This is a genomic window from Priestia sp. JSM ZJ58, from assembly GCF_044383985.1.
GTDB lineage: Bacteria > Bacillota > Bacilli > Bacillales > Bacillaceae_H > Priestia > Priestia zanthoxyli.
This window is the reverse complement of record NZ_JBISEM010000010.1, coordinates 1-20,375: the sequence shown is the minus strand read 5'-3', so window position 1 is coordinate 20,375 and position 20,375 is coordinate 1. Positions and strand designations below refer to the sequence as shown.

General features: G+C 37.6%; 15 protein-coding genes, 17 tRNA genes, 2 rRNA genes and 2 riboswitches. Of the genes, 3 read left to right on the top strand and 31 right to left on the bottom strand.

The window, feature by feature from the left end:
• Nucleotides 1-78: 78 nt before the first annotated feature.
• Nucleotides 79-218, bottom strand: a riboswitch (cyclic di-AMP (ydaO/yuaA leader).
• A gap of 273 nt (nucleotides 219-491) precedes the next feature.
• On the bottom strand, nucleotides 492-1,316 hold the full coding sequence (locus ACH6EI_RS26940; protein ID WP_028412683.1) for an undecaprenyl-diphosphate phosphatase: 825 nt from the start codon (nucleotides 1,314-1,316) through the stop codon (nucleotides 492-494).
• Between the two features lie 458 nt (nucleotides 1,317-1,774).
• Here ACH6EI_RS26940 and ACH6EI_RS26935 point away from each other — a divergent pair, with 458 nt between their 5' ends.
• Together ACH6EI_RS26935 and thiC are read left to right on the top strand one after the other, a co-directional pair.
• Entirely contained in the window at nucleotides 1,775-2,065 is a 291-nt protein-coding gene (locus ACH6EI_RS26935; protein WP_014461804.1) for a hypothetical protein, read from the top strand.
• Between the two features lie 81 nt (nucleotides 2,066-2,146).
• A riboswitch (TPP riboswitch) is annotated at nucleotides 2,147-2,261 on the top strand.
• A gap of 112 nt (nucleotides 2,262-2,373) precedes the next feature.
• Nucleotides 2,374-4,143 carry a phosphomethylpyrimidine synthase ThiC gene (thiC, locus tag ACH6EI_RS26930; protein WP_028412684.1) on the top strand — a complete coding sequence of 590 codons (1,770 nt, stop codon included), beginning with the start codon at nucleotides 2,374-2,376 and terminating at the stop codon, nucleotides 4,141-4,143.
• Between the two features lie 167 nt (nucleotides 4,144-4,310).
• On the opposite strand, the gene ACH6EI_RS26925 is transcribed toward thiC, so the two are convergent.
• The 11 genes from ACH6EI_RS26925 to queG form a co-directional block, all read right to left on the bottom strand.
• Nucleotides 4,311-4,766, bottom strand: coding sequence for a VanZ family protein (locus ACH6EI_RS26925; protein WP_223546307.1), 456 nt, complete (start codon nucleotides 4,764-4,766; stop codon nucleotides 4,311-4,313).
• Nucleotides 4,767-4,964: 198 nt separating this feature from the next.
• Nucleotides 4,965-6,077, bottom strand: a complete 1,113-nt coding sequence (locus ACH6EI_RS26920; protein WP_099330597.1) for a Ger(x)C family spore germination protein — start codon at nucleotides 6,075-6,077, stop codon at nucleotides 4,965-4,967.
• The gene (locus ACH6EI_RS26915; protein WP_099330596.1) at nucleotides 6,067-7,158 is read right to left on the bottom strand and encodes a GerAB/ArcD/ProY family transporter; all 1,092 of its coding nucleotides are present in this window, start codon (nucleotides 7,156-7,158) and stop codon (nucleotides 6,067-6,069) included. The genes ACH6EI_RS26920 and ACH6EI_RS26915 overlap by 11 nt, the downstream gene beginning before the upstream one ends.
• Entirely contained in the window at nucleotides 7,151-8,677 is a 1,527-nt protein-coding gene (locus ACH6EI_RS26910) for a spore germination protein (RefSeq protein ID WP_099330595.1), read from the bottom strand. The genes ACH6EI_RS26915 and ACH6EI_RS26910 overlap by 8 nt, the downstream gene beginning before the upstream one ends.
• 105 nt (nucleotides 8,678-8,782) lie before the next feature.
• Nucleotides 8,783-9,679, bottom strand: coding sequence for a cation diffusion facilitator family transporter (locus ACH6EI_RS26905; protein WP_226313313.1), 897 nt, complete (start codon nucleotides 9,677-9,679; stop codon nucleotides 8,783-8,785).
• Nucleotides 9,680-9,822: 143 nt separating this feature from the next.
• Nucleotides 9,823-10,854: a DUF3231 family protein gene (locus ACH6EI_RS26900; protein ID WP_028412690.1), complete on the bottom strand. Its 1,032-nt coding sequence runs from the start codon at nucleotides 10,852-10,854 to the stop codon at nucleotides 9,823-9,825.
• Nucleotides 10,855-10,958: 104 nt separating this feature from the next.
• Nucleotides 10,959-12,137, bottom strand: coding sequence for a sporulation protein YhbH (yhbH, locus tag ACH6EI_RS26895; protein WP_028412691.1), 1,179 nt, complete (start codon nucleotides 12,135-12,137; stop codon nucleotides 10,959-10,961).
• A gap of 324 nt (nucleotides 12,138-12,461) precedes the next feature.
• Complete coding sequence (locus ACH6EI_RS26890) at nucleotides 12,462-14,357, bottom strand: PrkA family serine protein kinase (RefSeq protein WP_013055179.1); 1,896 nt, start codon at nucleotides 14,355-14,357, stop codon at nucleotides 12,462-12,464.
• Nucleotides 14,358-14,815: 458 nt separating this feature from the next.
• The gene (gene trmL, locus ACH6EI_RS26885) at nucleotides 14,816-15,289 is read right to left on the bottom strand and encodes a tRNA (uridine(34)/cytosine(34)/5-carboxymethylaminomethyluridine(34)-2'-O)-methyltransferase TrmL (protein WP_016762878.1); all 474 of its coding nucleotides are present in this window, start codon (nucleotides 15,287-15,289) and stop codon (nucleotides 14,816-14,818) included.
• 64 nt (nucleotides 15,290-15,353) lie between these two features.
• On the bottom strand, nucleotides 15,354-16,241 hold the full coding sequence (locus ACH6EI_RS26880) for an amidase domain-containing protein (protein ID WP_028412692.1): 888 nt from the start codon (nucleotides 16,239-16,241) through the stop codon (nucleotides 15,354-15,356).
• 72 nt (nucleotides 16,242-16,313) lie between these two features.
• The gene (gene queG, locus ACH6EI_RS26875; protein ID WP_033580873.1) at nucleotides 16,314-17,450 is read right to left on the bottom strand and encodes a tRNA epoxyqueuosine(34) reductase QueG; all 1,137 of its coding nucleotides are present in this window, start codon (nucleotides 17,448-17,450) and stop codon (nucleotides 16,314-16,316) included.
• A gap of 129 nt (nucleotides 17,451-17,579) precedes the next feature.
• On the opposite strand from queG, the gene ACH6EI_RS26870 reads away from it, so the two are divergent.
• Nucleotides 17,580-18,245, top strand: a complete 666-nt coding sequence (locus tag ACH6EI_RS26870; RefSeq protein ID WP_028412694.1) for a B3/B4 domain-containing protein — start codon at nucleotides 17,580-17,582, stop codon at nucleotides 18,243-18,245.
• A gap of 115 nt (nucleotides 18,246-18,360) precedes the next feature.
• Here the strand turns inward: ACH6EI_RS26870 and ACH6EI_RS26865 are convergent.
• The 19 genes from ACH6EI_RS26865 to ACH6EI_RS26775 all read right to left on the bottom strand — a co-directional run.
• A tRNA-Gly gene (locus ACH6EI_RS26865) sits at nucleotides 18,361-18,434 on the bottom strand.
• A 72-nt stretch (nucleotides 18,435-18,506) separates the two neighbouring features.
• Nucleotides 18,507-18,588, bottom strand: a tRNA-Leu gene (locus tag ACH6EI_RS26860).
• A gap of 30 nt (nucleotides 18,589-18,618) precedes the next feature.
• Nucleotides 18,619-18,707, bottom strand: a tRNA-Leu gene (locus ACH6EI_RS26855).
• A 14-nt stretch (nucleotides 18,708-18,721) separates the two neighbouring features.
• Nucleotides 18,722-18,795, bottom strand: a tRNA-Cys gene (locus ACH6EI_RS26850).
• A gap of 37 nt (nucleotides 18,796-18,832) precedes the next feature.
• Nucleotides 18,833-18,907: transfer RNA gene (locus tag ACH6EI_RS26845), tRNA-Gly, on the bottom strand.
• A gap of 5 nt (nucleotides 18,908-18,912) precedes the next feature.
• Nucleotides 18,913-18,987 (bottom strand) — tRNA-Gln (locus ACH6EI_RS26840).
• Between the two features lie 28 nt (nucleotides 18,988-19,015).
• Nucleotides 19,016-19,091, bottom strand: a tRNA-His gene (locus tag ACH6EI_RS26835).
• Between the two features lie 30 nt (nucleotides 19,092-19,121).
• A tRNA-Trp gene (locus ACH6EI_RS26830) sits at nucleotides 19,122-19,195 on the bottom strand.
• Between the two features lie 5 nt (nucleotides 19,196-19,200).
• Nucleotides 19,201-19,284 (bottom strand) — tRNA-Tyr (locus ACH6EI_RS26825).
• 10 nt (nucleotides 19,285-19,294) lie between these two features.
• Nucleotides 19,295-19,370, bottom strand: a tRNA-Thr gene (locus ACH6EI_RS26820).
• A gap of 25 nt (nucleotides 19,371-19,395) precedes the next feature.
• Nucleotides 19,396-19,471, bottom strand: a tRNA-Phe gene (locus tag ACH6EI_RS26815).
• Between the two features lie 15 nt (nucleotides 19,472-19,486).
• Nucleotides 19,487-19,562 (bottom strand) — tRNA-Asp (locus tag ACH6EI_RS26810).
• 3 nt (nucleotides 19,563-19,565) lie between these two features.
• A tRNA-Met gene (locus ACH6EI_RS26805) sits at nucleotides 19,566-19,642 on the bottom strand.
• Between the two features lie 11 nt (nucleotides 19,643-19,653).
• Nucleotides 19,654-19,729 (bottom strand) — tRNA-Val (locus ACH6EI_RS26800).
• 23 nt (nucleotides 19,730-19,752) lie between these two features.
• Nucleotides 19,753-19,827, bottom strand: a tRNA-Glu gene (locus ACH6EI_RS26795).
• A gap of 21 nt (nucleotides 19,828-19,848) precedes the next feature.
• Nucleotides 19,849-19,940 (bottom strand) — tRNA-Ser (locus ACH6EI_RS26790).
• A 3-nt stretch (nucleotides 19,941-19,943) separates the two neighbouring features.
• Nucleotides 19,944-20,018 (bottom strand) — tRNA-Asn (locus ACH6EI_RS26785).
• A gap of 9 nt (nucleotides 20,019-20,027) precedes the next feature.
• Nucleotides 20,028-20,143 (bottom strand): 5S ribosomal RNA (gene rrf, locus ACH6EI_RS26780).
• A 110-nt stretch (nucleotides 20,144-20,253) separates the two neighbouring features.
• Nucleotides 20,254-20,375, bottom strand: a 23S ribosomal RNA gene (locus tag ACH6EI_RS26775); the annotation flags it as partial.

Below are 20,375 nucleotides of genomic sequence, written 5' to 3'. Positions count from 1 at the left end.
TTTGTATATACTTTTCTGAAAAAACAAAAAAAGACTATTCTTAAGAAAGAACAGCCTTTTACTTACGCTATTTTGGGCTCTTTCTCTCAATAAAGCAAACGAGGTTAACTGTCGGATTCGGAATTGAGAGTTTCCTACCTTTTGTAAGGATTCACCCCAAGGCAGCTTTACTGCCGATAATGATTCCCCCGCTCTATACGATTAAGCTTATTATTCAATTTTTATAAAATTAAAACGATCTATACGTTGTCATACGTTTTTTACAGTCAATAAAACTAAACAGAAGTCTTACTTTTACTTAACTTTATACTGCACAAATATTAATTTACTATTTTTCGACACGTTTTGTCAATACCCATGTTTATAAAACGCTTTCAAAAGACAATAATATATATTTATGCAAAAAAGCTATTGCAATGTTGCAATAGCTTTTTCTTGCTTTTTAAGTCTTTATCAGAAGTTTAAATGGCTATAAAATACGCTTATTTATTTTATAAAAATACAAAATATAGAATAGCCGCTAAGACAATTCGATAAATGGCAAACGGAACTAATTTAATGCGGTTGATTAATTTTAAGAAAAAGCGAATCGATATAAGCGCAAAAATAAAGGCGCTGATAAAACCAGCAATAAAAAACGGTAGTGCATCTGATGTGAAATACTGCCAGTTTTTAACCAATGAAAGTCCACTTGCTCCTGCCATAATTGGCACTGCCATAATAAATGTAAAATCTGCGGCTGCCTTATGGCTCATTCCAAGAAGAACCCCTCCTGAAATCGTTGAGCCTGAACGAGAAAAACCTGGCCAAAGAGCAATACATTGAAACAGTCCTATACCTAGTGCTTGTCCATAAGACATTTGGTCCACCGTCTCTACACGCGGACGTTTAGGTCCAAACAAATCTGCTAGAATCATTAATACAGCTCCGACCACTAAGCCAATTAGCACCGTATTTAAAGAAAACAAATGTTCATCAATGTAATCATCAAACAAAAGTCCTAACACTCCTGCGGGTAACAAACCAACAATTACCTGCATTAAATTTAAGCGATTTGTCGGTCCAATTGCAGCAGCTGGTTTTTTTCCCAATCCTAATAAATTAATAAAACGATCTTTAAAAATAACAACTACTGCTAAGATCGACCCTAGCTGAATAACAATCTTAAATGTATTAGCTACTGGAGATGAAAATAATTCTTTTGAATTTAACCACAGGTCATCCACAATAATCATATGCCCAGTTGACGAAACAGGAGCAAACTCTGTTAAACCTTCTACAATCCCTAAAATGATTGCTACAATAATTTCCCACATAAAGCTATGTACCTTGCCTTTCTTTCAAATTAATAAGCTTATCGCTTCGTTTTACATGCTCAACTATTTTCCTATTTTGACACTTGCTTTTTTATCATAATTGTTAAAACTATGAAATACAATGTGTATTTGCAAAAAGATAAGAATCTTTAATAATTTGTAATAAAAAGCTTACATGCTACAACCAAAAAACACGATATCAGCTTTTATTTATTTTAAAAAGCAGTCACTATGTTCAGTATAAATTCTGGTTCCTTAGCTAAAAATGAATCATCTAGACTATTTTTCTTTAGTGTGAAAAAATGACTAAATCATTATGTTTTTTCCATCCCCCTTTACTGTCATCTATCATTTTAATCCAATAGGGCTGAATTATACGACATATCCCCTAAGTAATTTGAAACTTTTTTCTCTCTTTTCTCGTATATAGTAGTATCTTTTTTAGGAGGCTTTTTACTATGAATGGAAATGTACGTACAATGAAATGGGTCACTGCTGGGTATGAAGCCTTGCTGGGAATTCCTTTAATTGGCGCGGGGATTGTTATGGGCTTTAGCTATACTCCTCTTTTTATTGGATTTATTCTTCATGCTATCACACTCATTTTAGCTAATAGACGAGGGTTATCTGCTTATGGAAACATACTAGGGCTTGTTACCTCACTGGTTGCTTGGATTCCATTTTTGGGATTTATCATGCATATTATTACAGCTATTGTGATTGCAATCGATGCTGCTAGACAACGCTAATTGTCTAGCTTTTTTTATTTAAGGGTTGATTTTTTACCGAATGATGGTAAACTTAAGCCGTAAATTGAATAATTTGAATGTTATTTCTACTAGGGGTGTCTGATAGCTCAGACTGAGAGAAGAGTGCAATAAAACTCTTTAACCCTTTGAACCTGATTTGGGTTATACCAGCGGAGGGAAGTAGTCTTGAGAAGAATAGTATAGTTTTATTCTTTTTTTGCCTATTCCATCGGGTTCTGTCTATCACAGAACCCGATTTTTTATGGTTCGGTATAGCTACACTTTATGCGAAACCGGAGGAATATGTAATGTCAAAACAAAATGTATCAGTTTCTATGAAAAAGCCTTTTCCAAACAGTCACAAAGTATATGTCCAAGGATCCAGACAAGACCTTAAAGTACCTATGCGTGAAATTCATCAGTCTCCTACTACAGGGTCTTTTGGTGAAGAAGAAAATAGTCCCGTACGTGTATACGACACGAGCGGTGTTTATACAGATCCCTCTTATGAAATTAATTTACAAAAAGGATTACCGGCTCTGCGCGAAAAGTGGATTGCAGAACGAAACGATGTAGAAACATATCAAGGCCGTACGGTTCAGCCACAGGATAACGGTTATTATGACGGTGATCCAAGAGATCAGTACGAGCGCTTTATCACTAAACGTTTACCTTTGCGCGCGAAAAAAAATCAAAATGTAACGCAAATGCACTATGCGAAAAAAGGAGTCATCACGCCCGAAATGGAATTTATCGCTATTCGTGAACAGATGAATCCTGAAATTGTGCGTGAAGAAGTAGCAAGAGGACGTGCGATTATCCCTAATAATATCAATCACCCTGAGAGCGAACCGATGATTATCGGCCGCAAATTCCATGTGAAAATTAATGCTAATATCGGAAATTCAGCTATTCGTTCAGCTATTGAAGATGAAGTAGAAAAAATGACATGGGCAACGCGTTGGGGAGCCGATACAATTATGGATCTATCAACAGGAAAGGATATCCACACAACACGCGAATGGATTATCCGCAACTCGCCTGTTCCTGTAGGGACCGTTCCTATTTACCAAGCGCTTGAAAAAGTAAAAGGCGTAGCAGAAGATCTAACGTGGGAAGCATACCGCGATACATTAATTGAACAAGCAGAACAAGGTGTTGATTACTTTACTATTCACGCAGGTGTTCTTTTACGTTATATTCCTCTGACAGCGAAACGTACGACAGGTATTGTTTCACGCGGAGGATCCATCTTGGCGCAGTGGTGTTTAGCTCATCATGAAGAGAACTTTTTATATACTCGCTTTGAAGAAATCTGTGAAATCTGTAAAGCATACGATATTGCTATTTCGCTTGGCGATGGGCTACGTCCTGGTTCCATTGCAGATGCTAATGATGAGGCACAGTTCGGTGAATTAGAAACGCTTGGTGAATTAACTAAAATTGCTTGGAAACACGATGTTCAAGTTATGATTGAAGGTCCTGGACATGTTCCAATGCATCTCATCAAAGAAAACGTAGATAAACAAATGGAAATATGCCAGGAAGCTCCCTTCTATACTCTTGGACCGCTTACAACCGACATCGCTCCAGGCTATGACCATATTACATCAGGTATTGGTGCTGCAATGATTGGCTGGTTTGGGACAGCTATGCTTTGCTACGTAACGCCAAAAGAACATTTAGGACTCCCGAATAAAGAAGACGTTCGCGAAGGCGTTATCACCTATAAAATTGCTGCGCATGCTGCTGACCTAGCAAAAGGCCATCCAGGAGCACAAAAACGCGATAATGCTCTGTCTAAAGCAAGATTTGAATTTAGATGGAATGATCAATTTAACCTGTCACTAGATCCAGAGCGCGCAAAAGAATATCACGATGAAACACTTCCCGCTGAAGGTGCTAAAACAGCCCATTTCTGTTCAATGTGTGGACCTAAATTCTGTTCGATGCGTATTTCTCAAGATATTCGTAACATGGCTCAAGAAAATGAAAAAGATGTAAACGAAGTAAGAAAAGAAGGAATGAAAGAAAAAGCTAAAGAGTTTGTTAACAGTGGTTCAAATATCTATCAATAATGAAGTAGAACAGCTAAAAAAACAAATTAAGCAGCTTGAAGGAAAGTTATTATTTGTTCAGCAAAATTGTCAGCATATTATCGTTGAATCCTCACATTCTTCCGTAAGACGCTGCATTAAGTGTTTCTATCAACAAGATGCAAAAAGGACTTCGTAAAGAAGTCCTTTCATCTTTTTTTGAAACGTGCTTTCAGCACGTTCTTGATCCAATATAGTATTTTAATAATAACCCAGCCTATAAATGTACCTAGCGTATTCAAAAAGATATCATCAATATCAAATACTCGTTCCGTTAGCTTGTACTGTAAAATTTCAATCAGAAAACTGATTAAGAAACCAGTCGTAAAGACTTGAATAAAACCGTCAAACCACTTCATAAACAACGGAATAAACATTCCAAGCGGCGCAAACATTACGATATTTCCCAGTATATTTGTCAGAGTGAGCATTATATTACCGCTATCCCACATCAGACGGATCGTACTAAATAAATCCAAGTTCATTGCTTTTCCGTAAACATGTTCGTTTTCCCGTATGAGCGTAGCATAAATGACCACTGCCCCGTACGCAATAAATAGAATGAACATGACTTTTTTAACAATTGACCTGATGCTTACATTCACTTCAACATCACCTTCTTTGACTCCCCAAACCATTTATTATTATCTATATGTATATGTCCACTGCTTTCATTCGTAGTGAATGGATTTACATGCTTTTTTTATCCTATCACATCAATAAATAAATACAATTCCCTTTTTGTTATTTTGTAAACTAAAATTTTTTCAATTAAAAAAGCCACGCTTTTCGCATGACTTTTGTTAATTAATAACTCCACGATGGATAATTTCCACTTGTACTTTCGGATTAATCGAGATGTTTTTATAGTCTTGTCTCCATTTAAGCCTTTTCCATATACTCGGATGATAAGCAGCTACTTCTCTTCCTATTTCAAGAAAATCACAGTTAGCTTTTTGCAGCTTTTCAACTACTTTTTCAGCTTTCTTTTGTAGAATCTTTTCAATTTCTTTCTGTACGTTTTTTGTTAATGCAGGAGATGACATTTCATTTTTAGTAAATTCATTAATACTTACTTTTATATTTAGCGGTATGATTACTTTTGCTCCGTGCACCGCATCAGGTTTAACGTGCATTTTTGCTTTAGCATCTGACACATCATACGATACTACATACTGTTGATCATGTATGGTAATTTTGTGACTCATAATCATATATTTGTCTTTTTGATTTCCTAATAAAAGAAGCGCCTTAGATTCATCGGAATTTAATGTAATACCTGAAAATTTATCTTCATTAAACAAAGCTGTACCGATTACATCAACGGTCTTATTTTCAGTATTTAATTTCATATAAGGAAGAGCTAGCCCTTTTCCTTCATCAAACAACACGGTACAAAGTGACTGAAGAGTTTCAATTGGCACTAAGGAATTGACTTCAGCCGTATGGACAACTCCGTCTAAATATTCTCCAATTAGCTCTTCTCCTACTTGCTGTAATTCAACTATGGTACTCGGCTTTCCTTCTACAATGACATACTTAGCTGTCAAAGGACTTTCTGATGTGCGATATAAAACGTCGGATAATTCTAATACACCCTCCTTAGCTAATTGATTTTCAAATAAAACAATTCTTTTTTTAGCAGACATAACAATTCCAGAAACCTGCTGGTTAATTTTTGTACGATCGTCTCGAGGTGAATCCCCTGCTACATGATAAGTTTTATTTACTAAAGTCCCTTCTTTAGACGTATATGAGCGGATAGCAATAGTAGAAAGCACCTTATTTCCTTTCTTTTTTTCATAAGCTACCGTAGACAAAAACATCGTATCTTTTAACATTTTTTGATCCCAGCATCCTGTTAGAAAACTTAAAATTAAACATATGCTCAATACCTTGATAAGTTTATACTTCATTTTTTACTGTTCCTTTTCTTATCCATGATAGAATTAACAAACAAATAGGAATACAGAAAATGAATACGTAAATTAAGTAGTTAGTTGCCTGTGACAAAGCTGCCACAAGATTATCCGTTCTTGAAAAATAAATGGAAAGACCTGTTACAAATATCAATACAATTGGAACAAATGGACGGTGAGTTTTCTTTTTGAAGATTTCCTGCATGCCTACACTTGAAATATATACATATATAATAAGGGACGTAATAACAGAAATGATCCAAAAAGTAATAAAAACCAAATCGATTCGTTCGATAACTGAGTTTTGCGTCGCCTTCAAAATATATAAAACCGGTTCTGGTACAATTAAAATTTCATCTGGGCTAAAAAACATATAACAAGCAATGATAATATACACATATAAAATCGTAACGATACAATTACTAAGCATGACCATTTTTAAAGTCGTCGTAGACTTTGCTTTTACAAACGGTGCTAAAATTAAAATAGCTTCAAAACCTAACATTGAGATACTTCCTTCTTTTGACGCCAGCAAAATATTTTGAATACCGCTGTGCCCAATCGGAAATAGATACCGGACATCGGCCTCTTTATAAGCATTTGACACCAGTAAGACTAAAATGATTAAAAATACAGATACAATTGTAAAAAAACGCCCTATGTTTCGAACATTCTCTTTTGCAAAATATAGGGCAATAACAACTAATAAAAGGACCAAAACATATGCTGGGGTTAAGTGGTACAGCCAGCGCTTTAACACGTTTACATATAAAACCGTAATGACACTTGAGACAATAATGTAATAAAACACGTATCCTATATTCAAAAAATTACCTAACCACTTACCAAGCAGCTTGCTAGTCATCTGATACAGCGTTAAACCTGGCAAACGATGCGTTAATCCCCAGTGGAACAATGTAATGACTTGAATTATACACCCGCTAATTAACATGGAAATCCAGCCGTCCGTATGCGCCGTCTTAAATAAGTTATAAGGTAACCCTAAAACACCAATACCAATTTGAGTTTGCAAAATGATAAAGAACAGCTGGCTGGCTGAAATACTATTTTTATTCATTTGAATCCCAATTCCTTATCGCTTTTTGACGTTTACGTTTTTGAGGCTTAGCATTAGCAGGCCTTTCATTCAAATAGAGCTGATGCATCCTTATAAAAACATCCTTTAAGCCAGAAAATTTAAATGGCGCAAAAGGGATTAAGTAAGGCATCGTAATAGACTCTAAAATAACTAAATGCATAACAATAAGAACTAGTACAAAAACAATACCCAAATAGCCAAAAGCGGCTGCTCCAATCATCATAGGAAAACTTAAAATCCGCAGCGTGGTACTCATTTCGTTTGACGGCACAACAAAGGAAGAAACGGCTGTTAGAGCAATAACAATAATCATCATATTTGAAACTAAACTCGCCTCAACAATGGCCGTGCCGATAACTAATCCCCCAACGACTCCAATTGTTTGAGCAATTGATGAAGGTAGCCTGAGCGACGCCTCTTTTAGTAACTCTAATATTAAAACCATAATAAACGCTTCTACTATCGGAGGAAACGGAACGTTCTCAAGAGAGCCTTTTACGGTAAAAACTAAGTCTAGAGGAATTAACTCGTAATGAAAAGAAATCGTTGCTATATAAATTGCAGGTAAACTCATCGCAACAAAAAAACTAAATACGCGTAAAAGCCGGAAAAATGAGCCATAAAGTGCACGCGTATTATAATCTTCGGGTGATTGATAAAAAGTAAAAAAGTTAACAGGGGCAATCAATGCAGAACTATTACCATTTGTTAAAACTGCCATTCTTCCTTCTAACAAGTTACCCATTACTCGATCCGGCCTTTCTGTATTCAGCAGCTGAGGAAATGGTGACAGAGGTGAATCTTCTAGAGCCTCTTCAATGACACTCCCACTATCCACTCCATCCACTTCAATTTGTTTGATACGATCAATAATCATATTACAAATTTCTATGTTCGCTATATTTTTCAGATATAAAACTGCTACTCGAGTGCGTGAAATACTGCCTACTTCGATGTAGCGTACAATAAGGCTTCCATCTAAAAATTTTTGACGCATCATGTTTAGATTTTTGTCCAAACTCTCAACAAAACTTTCCTGTGAACCTCTAACCACTTTTTCGTTCAGTGCTTGATTAACTTCTCTTGTAGCCGTTTTGGTAGAGTCAATTGCATAAACAAACGAATCATTCTCAATTAGTAGAATAGACGCACCTCGGCTCATTAAACTAATCATTTCATCCAAATCTTTTGTAGGAGTAATCGAAGCGGCCTGTATGACTTCTTTTATCTCTCCTTCTTTTTCTATTAATAAAGGTTTGATAACATGATCGTTTAGCTTCATTGAATCCATAAGAGGGACAAAATAGACTAAAAGTGCACTCTCGTGATTAAATTTCAGCTGTCTTTTCCCTATATCGTTTGAATAATCTAACCGTTCTTCAAGTTCTTTTACAATTTCTTCTATGTTTTTACCAGGTTCAATTTCTGCTTTTTCTTCTGCTTCAAGGGAGATAGGACTTTTTTTCCATTTAGATCTTCGTTTGATTAACAGTGCCACTCACCTGCCTCGATGTCTCTTGTTATTATTCATTGTTTCTAAAAAAAATGAATAGTATGTAAAAAATGCAAAAAGACGCAGCGGAAATTTTTTCGCTGCGTCTTTTTAATCTGGAAAATACGGATTCAAATGAATCAGTACTTCTTGAATATTATCATGCTTTTTCATAAGTGTAGCTTTGATTTCTCGTCCTAAATCATGACCTTCCTTAATTGTTTTAAAGTGGTCAATTGAAATACGTACATCCACTAATATGTAATGGCCATGTTCTCTTGCTCGGACGCGATCAATCCGCTTCACATCTTCAAATTCATAAATACTTTCTTCAAGTTCTTTCAGTAGCTCTTCATCAATATTGCCTTCCATTAAGATTTGAAAAGACTCTCCCATCATTTGTCTGGCAATGTTAAAAATTAAATAAGCAACAAAGATACTTGCTATTTTATCTCCGTATAACAGCAGTTGAACATCCATTTTATCACCAATAATGGATAATAAAACACCAATTGCCGCTGCAATAGAAGCAACAATATCTGCTTTATGATCAAATGCAATTGCCTCAATTGCCTTACTGTGGTGCTGCTTGGCTACGTTTAAAGAATAACGGTACAATAATACCTTTGCTATGTATGAAATAACAGCAATCCACATGGCTAAAATATTTGGAGATTCAACCGGATGGAATAAACCAACGACTCCTTCAAATACCACATAAAATGATACAAGCAATAAAATAATTCCTACAATTCCTGAGACAATTACTTCTGCTTTTCCATGCCCGTATGGATGATCATCATCTGCTGGCTTATTTGCTACTCGTATAACCAACAAGACAATAATAGAGGCAAATACGTCCGCTGCAGAGTGAATACCATCAGCAAATACGGCATCACTATTTCCAATCCATCCTACTATTACTTTTCCTAGCGTAAGGGCAATATTGCTCCATACGCTAATCCATGCTACTTTTTTCGCAATGGACTCCCTTATACTATTATTCATTTGCACACCTCGACTTACTTCTTGAAAAATCAGCTTTTTTATCTTATCACTGTTCATTCAAGTGGGTCTAGAGCAACCTATTTTCATTTAGCTATATATGTTTCAGCACCGCAAAATTACTGATAATCCACAACATATCTTTCTTATTTCTCTGCCAACTTCTTACGATCAGTTGCCATTGGAGGTTCTTCCATCCACCCTTGCTCAATCATAATTCGAATTCCATCTTTTCCGTACTTCCCTATACGCCCAATTAGCTGAGAAAATTCTACTGCTACATCCGAACGGAAGGCCATAGACAAACCAGCACCGCAGTTATCAATAGCGATCGTCACCGCTGTAGAAGTATGATACATCATCAGCTTATCTGAAAACGGTGAAATCGTTGAGTTGGTTACATATGCATCAAGCAACCTCGGACTTGGTAAATCAGCTTCAGACAGTAATTCGGTGAAGTGCTTGATTTGCTTACTTGCAAGCTTGACTCCATCAAAAAAATAAGAGCGTAATTTTTGTGTGGTAGCTACTTGACTAAAGGCCAGCATCAGCGTTTTACCTAATACATTTGTATTAACAATTTCTTGAATAGCGGTAACCTCTAAAGAAGTTAAAGGATGCATTTGAGAGAAAAATGGTGATATAAATGTTTTTTCGTCCACAAAATTCACTTTTACAGGATAAGGAATAACCGGAGGTCTCATCAGCATGCTTTTTCTTAAAATAACGTGGTTAGAATTCTCTAAAAGAATGTCGCTTTCTTTTACACATCGAGATAGGTGGTCATAAATATCTTGCCTTCTCACTGCGCTTAGCGCTCTGGCATATTTCTTCATACCTCCAATGGCCATTTCGTTTACATAAATAGCCATAAAAATATCATCGAATAAAGCAGGAACTCCTTTGTTCACATCTTGTTCCCCAAACCCTACTGGAATTGGAATTTTTTCTGAACTGAATAATTCCGTCAATTCGTCTACATGAGTTTGTGAAAACTGATGTGCTTTTTTTAAAAGTTCCTTAATCTCTGGATCTTTTACAACAGATAGAAAATATCCAAGAACGCATACATACAGCGTATCGCCTAAATATTGCGCCCATAAGTAACCTAACTCGGCTGCATTCAACCGCTGATTTTGTTGATGTTTTTGCATTTCACTCTTTATATTTTCGTTCATTCACTTATTCTCCTTTTGGATAAAGTCGTACTTTTACTATCTCCAAAGAAGCGCTGAATAAACCGCATAAAAAAGACCTAGATAACAAGTCTAGGCCTTTTAGGTTATGCATATTTTTGGTCTTCGGTCTCTTTTCTAAAAAAGCTTTTCATCGCATGAAAAACGTCTGATTTTTGTTTTAAAATAAAGTGTCTAAAGCTTTCGTCTTGAATGTTTTTGTACGCAGACATTAAAGTGGAATGTCGATTGTACTGATTTACTTCCCCATACCCAAACATATTTGACACTTTCATTAATTCATTTACTAACTTTACACACCTTGCGTTATCTGAAGTTAAGTTATCACCATCTGAAAAATGAAACGGGTAAATATTGTAACGGCTCGGATCATACTTTTGGTTAATTAATTCAAGCGCTTTTCGGTAAGCAGATGAGCAGATGGTTCCTCCACTTTCTCCTTTGGAGAAGAAGTCTTCTTCTGACACTACTTTTGCCTCTGTATGATGCGCAATAAATTCAATTTCCACCGTTTCGTATTTCGTACGTAAAAAGCGTGTCATCCAAAAGAAAAAGCTTCGTGCCATATATTTTTCCCATATGCCCATCGAACCGCTCGTATCCATCATAGCTAAAACGACTGCTTTCGATTCTGGCTTTATAACTTCATTCCACGTTTTAAATTTTAAATCCTCCGGATAAATAGGATGAAAAGCAGGCTTTCCTGTCATTGCGTTTCGCTTATAAGCGCTCATCATCGTTCGTTTTTTATCAATATTCCCCATCAAACCTGTACGTCGTATATCATTAAATTCAATGTGTTCCACAACAATTTGATCAGATTCTTTTCGCTGAAGATTAGGCAGTTCTAATTGAGCAAATAAAGCCTCTTGAAGCTCCATGAGGGACACTTCCGCTTCAAAGTAGTCTTCTCCAGCCTGATCACCTGCTCCTTGACCTTTTCCTGCTCCTTTTTGACCATCTCCAGCAGATCCGTCACGTGCTACTACATCCCCAACTTTACTGTCTCCATCACCTTGACCCACATGTTTGTTTTTATCATAATTGTACCGAATTCGATATTCATCCAATGATTTGATCGGGATTTTAACAACTTCTCTTCCATTGGACATCACGATATTTTCTTCTGTAATTAAGTCCGGTAAATTATTTTTAATGGCTTCTTTAATTTTTTCTTGATGTCTTTTTTGATCATCGTGGCCTTTACGATGGAGGGACCAGTCTTCTTTTGAGACAGCAAAACTTTTATCTACTTCTTTTCCCACGCTATTCCCCTCCTTATTTAAAAAACACCTGCACGTTTTTACTCGGCATGCATAAGCTATACCGAAAGTTTCTGACAAATACCTTTAGTTCAAAGGTTGGTTACTCTTATCCTATGCGCAAGAATGGTATACTTGCTAACTAATTCTTTTACTATTAACTATTCATTTTATAGTGTCTAGTGTCATGTATATGTTTATGACTTATCATATGATGGTTAAGTGCAATGCGTACTACACACTAGCCTAATTATGCAGAGTTTATTTTAAGAGATAAGAAAAACATGGCACAGATCGGAAGTGCCATGTTTTCTTGTTAGTACTGAGTTATCGATTTAACAAACTTCCTACATAGCGCAGCAGTTCATTAGCAGATACTGAATTGTACCCATGCTCATCAATCAATCGAGCCACTACTTCATTTACTTTCTTCAGCTGCTGCTCATCTGGTGTTTTAGTGGACGTTGTAATTTTCACTACGTCTTTTAAATCTGCAAACAGTTTTTTCTGAATCGCTTCACGTAAGCGTTCATGAGAATTATAGTCAAATCGTTTTCCTTTACGTGCATAAGCGGAAATACGAATTAAGATTTCTTCGCGGAATGCTTTTTTCGCATTTTCTGAAATACCAATTTGTTCTTCAATTGAACGCATTAATTTATCATCTGGATTTAGCTCTTCTCCTGTTAGCGGATCACGAAGCTTATTTTTGTTGCAGTATGCTTCGACATTATCTAAATAATTATCCATTAATGTTTTAGCAGACTCTTCGTAAGAATAAACGAACGCTTTTTGCACTTCTTTTTTAGCAATTTCATCATATTCTTTACGCGCCAGAGAAATATAATTCAGGTAACGCTCTCGGTCCTCAGCAGAAATAGACGCATGCTGTGCTAATCCTTCCTTCAATGAACGCAGTACATCTAATGCATTGATTGATTTAATATCTTTTCGAATGATGGTAGATGAAATGCGGTTAATGACATAACGAGGATCAATACCGCTCATTCCTTCATCCGTATATTCTTTTTGTAACTCTTCTACGTCTGCATCATTATAGCCTTCTACAGATTGACCGTCGTATAAGCGCATTTTCTTTAACAAATCGATATCGCCTTTTTTAGGCTCTTTTAATCTTGTTAACGTAGTAAAAATAGACGCAATACGTAGTGTATGAGGGGCAATATGAACATCTGATACGTCACTTTCACGAATCATTTTGTCATAAATTTTTTCCTCATCACTCACTTTTAAGTTATATGGAACAGGCATTACAATAATTCGTGAATGCAAAGCTTCATTTTTCTTATTGGAAATAAACGAGCGATACTCTGTTTCATTTGTATGCGCTACGATTAATTCATCTGCACTAATTAAAGCAAATCTTCCTGCTTTAAAGTTTCCTTCTTGGGTTAAAGAGAGTAAATGCCATAAAAATTTCTCGTCACATTTTAACATCTCCTGGAACTCCATCATTCCCCGGTTTGCTTTATTAAGCTCTCCGTCAAAGCGGTAAGCGCGCGGATCTGACTCAGATCCATACTCTGCAATTGTTGAAAAGTCAATGCTTCCTGTTAGGTCAGCAATGTCTTGAGATTTCGGATCAGAAGGACTGAACGTTCCAATTCCAGTTCGTTTGTCCTCTGAGAAGAAAATGCGTTCGATGATGACGTCTTCAATTCTGCCTCCATACTCTTCCTCTAATCGCATTGTATTTAAAGGAGATAAGTTTCCTTCAATTCGGATACCATACTCTTCAAAGAAGTCTTTACGTAAATGATGTGGAATTAAATGCAGCGGATCTTCATGCATTGGGCATCCTTTAATAGCGTAAACAGCTCCTCGATCAGTAAGCGAATAAGCTTCAAGCCCTCTTTTTAACATGGTCACTAGCGTCGATTTACCACCACTTACTGGACCCATTAAAAGTAAAATACGTTTACGAACATCTAAACGCTTTGCAGCTGGGTGAAAATATTCTTCCACCAAGCGTTCTAGCGAATCTTCAAGTCCAAACATTTGTCCACTGAAAAATTTATAATGTCTTTTACCATTTACCTCTTCAATTCCTGCATCCTTTATCATGTTGTATACTCTAGAGTGTGCAGGCTGAGCAATTAAAGGCTCATCTTTAATCAGCTTTAGGTACTCTTCAAATGTCCCTTCCCACTTAAGACGATTCTCTTCTTCGCGGTATCTTTCAACTTTCTTTAATATATCCATTAAAGGACCTCCCCTACTAGTTATGGTGCTAGTGAACAAGATTAATACAATCTATGCAGCAAAATGTTTGAACATGCTTTTTAAATTGTAAAATTCAGAAATTTGTCCTTGCTAGGCATTCACAGTGAAGTATTTATTAGCTATAATAAAAGAGTAAGAAGGAACGGTTAAATTTTATTAGAGAACTTACGTCTCTAGAAGAGTTATTTTGTCATTATTATCATCATGAGATATGGGAAGTCGGTTTTAACTGCAGTAGCTGTATAATCCTTTTAATTAGATTGAGGAGGAAAATCAATGCGCTTACTTTTAGTATTAGGAGTAACAATTGCTTTTTTAGCATCCATCTTCAGAGCGGGATACAATGATAAACCGGGCGTTAAAAAATAACCACTACATATCATCGTCGACATAAATAAAAAAGCGAGGTTCAAATTTTATTGAACCTCGCTTTTTATTTAAGATAAACCAGCGTAATTTTGTTGACGCAGCGCTTCATAGATTAAAATAGCTGCTGTATTAGATAAATTTAAAGAACGAACATTTTCTGTCATCGGTAAACGAAGACATCTTTCCATGTTCTCTTCAATAATGTGCTTTGGCAGACCCTTTGTTTCTCTCCCAAATACGAAGAAATGATCCTGCTCTAAGTCACTATAATCAAATGTTGTATGTGGCTGTTGACCAAATTTTGTGATGAAGTAAAAGCCTGCTTCAGGATACTTTTCAAATACTTCTTCTAATGAATCATGATACACCACATTTACAAATTCCCAGTAATCCAATCCAGCTCGCTTTAACATTTTATCATCTGTTGAAAAGCCTAACGGCCGAACTAAATGCAGCGTCGTATTTGTTGCTGCACATGTTCGCGCAATATTTCCTGTATTTGCTGGAATTTCTGGTTGAAATAACACTACGTGTACTCCCACAAATTTTCACCTCTGCTAACAAATCTATTCATCATTATACCACTAACTTGCTAAAACGAAAGACTTACCGATCAACGATATGGAAAAAATCATACTTAATCTTTGGCGTGTAAGCCGTTGAATCTTCATAAGCCCAATATCTCATTCGACTATTATACGTGTTCGCATTCACAAGAGGCATACCGTGACCGTCTTTTGCTACAACAATCGTCGTATGATTCCATCTTCCATCTCCTTCAAAATCGTAGCAGATAACGTCTCCCGGGACAAGTTCGCTTGCTGAAGATTTCCTCACAGCCCGAAGTCCTGATTTGGAGTTACTTAAATAGCTGTGCATGGAATGAGCAACGGCCCAGCTATAGCTCCAGGCGTTCCCTCTCATCCACCATCCGTTTGCTTTTTTAGGATACCCCCGCATCGGCGCCTTTCCTGCATGCAAACACTGTGAGATATAGTTGGTGCAGTTTACCTCAAACTGCTTATAACTTTCATTAGGTTTATCCCAATGTTTTTCTGCATACTGAACAGCTGCAAGACGATCATAATAAGAGGCTCTTTCTTCGTCTTCCTCTACTTCTTCTACATCCATTTCAACCTCATCTTCAGAAAAATCCTTTACCAGCAGCTCATCTTGAATAAGTGTATCTTTATAAAAAAGAGCTAAACGATCTTCAATTTCTTCTTCTATATAGAAAAAATCGTTTTGTTTTAAAAATGCCTGAATGTGCACCTTATATAATACTCTTGTTTCTTCCTGATCCGTATGAGCAGATTGAATAGAACCTTTCATATTACATTTTAAAACATCAACTTCTCTTTTTTTTACAAGAGACCGCTTTAGCTCACACTGCTGTTCAATGAAAGGCTTAAAGTCTTCATGAAGCTCACCTTTTACATAGCTGTCCGCACGCGCTTTAATTAAAGTATATAATACATTCCTTTTTGTTAGCATAATGTCACCACTTTTCTAAGCGTTTATTATACGCTATGACTCATTAGCTAACTTTATCAATAAAAATACGGTTTAGATCTCTTGAAGCATCTCTATACCTTTTGACATTTCTTCAATTACTTCTTGATCCTTTTCTTTTTCTCTTAAGTTCATAAGTGTATCTAATGCTTCTTTATCACCAATTTTGCCTAACGCCCATGCCGCCGTTCCTCTAATGACAGGGCGAACGTCATTTTTAATTAACTCAATTAAATCTGGAACAGCGGTTTGGTCTTTAAAATGGGCAAGTGCAATAATGGCATTACGCTGAATTGGCTTTTTCCCTCTCCATGACCCTGAAACATGTCCAAATTTCTCTTTGAACTCACGATTACTCATCGTTAAAAGCGGTTTTAATTTAGGCTTCGCAAGTTCTGGGTCAGGCTCCATCTCAGGGTGAAAATGAAAGTCTTTGCCTTTATTTTCAGGACACACAGTTTGACATGTATCACAGCCATATAAACGATTGCCTAATTTACTTCGAAATTCTTCAGCTAAAAATCCTTTTGTTTGGGTTAAAAAGGCAATACATCGCTGCGAATTCAGCTGACCGCCTGTTACAAGCGCACCGGTAGGGCACACATCCACGCACTTATTACAAGTACCACAGCCGTCTTCTATCGGTTTATCAGGAGGAAACGGGATATCTGTAATCATTTCCCCTAAATACACGTAGGAACCGAATTCAGGTGTGATAATGGCACAGTTCTTACCGCTCCAGCCAATACCAGCTCTTTCTGCTACAGCTCGGTCCGACAGCTCGCCTGTATCTACCATCGATTGAAGGATAGCTGCAGGTACTTTTTCTTTTATGAAAGCTTCAAGCTTTTGAAGCCTATCACGTAAAACCGTATGATAATCTTGTCCCCAAGAAGCACGGCAAAAGATCCCTCGGCGATCTTCCTTTGTGCTCTTTGGTGCATCCTTTAATTTAGAAGGATACGCAAGTGCAATTGAAATAATGGATCTAGCTTTTGGAACAACTAATGTGGGATCTACTCTTTTTTCAATATCAGGTTCCTCAAAGCCTGAAGCATAACCTAACTCTTGCTGTGCTAACAATCGATTCTTTAACTCATCAAACATAGAAGCACTCGCAAATCCAATCTTATCGATTCCAATCTCTTTGCTGTATGAAATAATTTCTTCCTTCAACTGATACGCATTCATAGTGAGTAATAGCCTCCTTTCTAAGAAATTCTATATATTCATGCATTGAACTGTTTTCTCACTCAATGAAATGATAGGATGGTATCTATAAACGAACAAATACTAATTATAATAGAAAGGATCAAAAAAATGAACTTTACATTATCACCCGCTATTAAACAGCTTTGCCCTTCTTTTAAAATGGGAATCATTCAGTATAAAAATATTGAAGTTGGCGATTCTCCTCAAATGCTAAAAGGACGTCTGCGCCTTTTTCAAGAATCCATTTATTTTGACCTTGAGTCAAAAAAAGTAACAGAATTTGAAGGTGTTAGCGAGTGGAGAAAGCTTTTCAAAACATTTGGAACGGATCCAAGTAAATACCGTCCTTCTATAGAAGCTTTAATTCGACGGATAGGAAAACAAACGTATCTTCCTTCTATCAATTCTGCTGTGGACATTAATAACTTTTTTTCATTGCAATATGAAGTACCAATTGGAATTTATGATTCTTCTAATTTAGAGGGCCACGTTGAATTTACTATCGGTAAAAAAGAAGAGTCTTACGAAGCTCTAAATGAACGTAACATTTCTTTAGAAAATAAAATCATTTCAAAAGATGCCCTAGGAGCTTTCGGAAGCCCTTATGTGGATTCTAACCGAGCGTACGTAACTGAAAAGACAACACAAGCTGTACAGTTCATCTATTTAAAACCTTCACTTTCAGAAGAACAGGCTTATAAACTAACTAAATCCTTAAGTGACATGTTCATTCAAATTCACGGCGGCGAAGCAACCTATCAAGTCATTAACTGATGTACGTAAATATAGCGTCTATCTTTTCAAGATAGACGCTATATTTACGCTAAAAATAAAAAACGCAACATCTCAGCTTTGAAAGCGAGACACTGCGTTGTGATAACAATATGTATGGAGCGGGTGATGAGAATCGAACTCACGACATCAGCTTGGAAGGCTGAGGTTTTACCACTAAACTACACCCGCAAATATTATCAAAATTTGTCGACCAATAAGTAAAAATAAAAACAGGAATCATCCTGTCAAGTAAAGCTAAAGTACCGATGGTCGGGGTCGAACCGACACTCCCGAAGGAACACGATTTTGAGTCGTGCGCGTCTGCCAATTCCGCCACATCGGCAAAATAAAAAAGGCAAGTTAAAATTATAAATGGTGCCGAGGGCCGGACTTGAACCGGCACGGTAGTCACCTACCGCAGGATTTTAAGTCCTGTGTGTCTGCCAATTCCACCACCCCGGCAGCTTGTAAATAAATGGAGGCGGCAACCGGATTTGAACCGGTGATAAAGGTTTTGCAGACCTCTGCCTTACCACTTGGCTATGCCGCCATTTACTCAAGACTAAATAACTTTATTAAAATTAAATTGGAGCGGAAGACGAGGTTCGAACTCGCGACCCCCACCTTGGCAAGGTGGTGTTCTACCACTGAACTACTTCCGCAAATATGGCTGGGCTAGCTGGATTCGAACCAACGCATGACGGAATCAAAATCCGTTGCCTTACCGCTTGGCGATAGCCCAATATTGGAATATGCATATCGTTTATAAATGGGGCGACTGATGGGAATCGAACCCACGAATGCCGGAACCACAATCCGGTGCGTTAACCACTTCGCCACAATCGCCACGTATATATGCAATGTTAATTTTATAATTGGCAGGGGCAGTAGGAATCGAACCCACACTGACGGTTTTGGAGACCGTAGTTCTACCTTTAAACTATGCCCCTGTAAATGGTGGAGGGGGGCAGATTCGAACTGCCGAACCCGAAGGAGCGGATTTACAGTCCGCCGCGTTTAGCCACTTCGCTACCCCTCCACAATAACTGTGGTGCCGGCAAGAGGACTTGAACCCCCAACCTACTGATTACAAGTCAGTTGCTCTACCAGTTGAGCTACACCGGCATTTTAAAAACAAATGTTTTTAAAATGGTGGCTCGGGACGGAATCGAACCGCCGACACAAGGATTTTCAGTCCTTTGCTCTACCAACTGAGCTACCGAGCCTTATTAAATTTAAAATGGCGGTCCCGACGGGAATCGAACCCGCGATCTCCTGCGTGACAGGCAGGCATGTTAACCGCTACACCACGGGACCACTTGGTTGCGGGGACAGGATTTGAACCTGCGACCTTCGGGTTATGAGCCCGACGAGCTACCGAACTGCTCCACCCCGCGATGATAATATATGGTGGAGGATGACGGGATCGAACCGCCGACCCCCTGCTTGTAAGGCAGGTGCTCTCCCAGCTGAGCTAATCCTCCACTATTATGTAGATAAAAATAAATGGTGACCCGTACGGGATTCGAACCCGTGTTACCGCCGTGAAAGGGCGGTGTCTTAACCGCTTGACCAACGGGCCACTGTGCTAATTGAATAAAAATGGCGGAGAGCAAGGGATTTGAACCCTTGAGACAGCGTTAACCGCCTACACGATTTCCAATCGTGCTCCTTCGGCCACTCGGACAGCTCTCCAAATGGCTCCACAGGTAGGACTCGAACCTACGACCGATCGGTTAACAGCCGATAGCTCTACCACTGAGCTACTGTGGAAGAATAACAGCCTGGCAACGTCCTACTCTCACAGGGACAAAGTCCCAACTACCATTGGCGCTAAAGAGCTTAACTTCCGTGTTCGGTATGGGAACGGGTGTGACCTCTTCGCTATCGCCACCAGACATATTATATTATACATGATTTAAAAAAGAAAGCAAGACTTTTTTTAAAAAGTTTTGTTCTTTCAAAACTAGATAACAGGTTGCTGAGTAAAGCTTACGCTTTTAAAAGTTTGGTTAAGTCCTCGATCGATTAGTATCAGTCAGCTACACATGTCGCCACGCTTCCACCTCTGACCTATCAACCTGATCATCTTTCAGGGATCTTACTAGCTTGCGCTATGGGAAATCTCAT

Excerpts from the sequence above, each read along its gene's own strand:
- queG (WP_033580873.1), bottom strand. The coding sequence starts at position 17,450 with ATGAATGCGTATCAGTTGAAGGAAGAAATTATTTCATACAGCAAAGAG.
- ACH6EI_RS26905 (WP_226313313.1), bottom strand. The coding sequence starts at position 9,679 with ATGAATAATAGTATAAGGGAGTCCATTGCGAAAAAAGTAGCATGGATT.
- ACH6EI_RS26915 (WP_099330596.1), bottom strand. The coding sequence starts at position 7,158 with ATGAATAAAAATAGTATTTCAGCCAGCCAGCTGTTCTTTATCATTTTG.
- ACH6EI_RS26880 (WP_028412692.1), bottom strand. The coding sequence starts at position 16,241 with ATGCTAACAAAAAGGAATGTATTATATACTTTAATTAAAGCGCGTGCG.
- ACH6EI_RS26920 (WP_099330597.1), bottom strand. The coding sequence starts at position 6,077 with ATGAAGTATAAACTTATCAAGGTATTGAGCATATGTTTAATTTTAAGT.
- ACH6EI_RS26890 (WP_013055179.1), bottom strand. The coding sequence starts at position 14,357 with ATGGATATATTAAAGAAAGTTGAAAGATACCGCGAAGAAGAGAATCGT.
- ACH6EI_RS26900 (WP_028412690.1), bottom strand. The coding sequence starts at position 10,854 with ATGAACGAAAATATAAAGAGTGAAATGCAAAAACATCAACAAAATCAG.
- thiC (WP_028412684.1), top strand. The coding sequence starts at position 2,374 with ATGTCAAAACAAAATGTATCAGTTTCTATGAAAAAGCCTTTTCCAAAC.
- ACH6EI_RS26870 (WP_028412694.1), top strand. The coding sequence starts at position 17,580 with ATGAACTTTACATTATCACCCGCTATTAAACAGCTTTGCCCTTCTTTT.
- ACH6EI_RS26940 (WP_028412683.1), bottom strand. The coding sequence starts at position 1,316 with ATGTGGGAAATTATTGTAGCAATCATTTTAGGGATTGTAGAAGGTTTA.
- ACH6EI_RS26935 (WP_014461804.1), top strand. The coding sequence starts at position 1,775 with ATGAATGGAAATGTACGTACAATGAAATGGGTCACTGCTGGGTATGAA.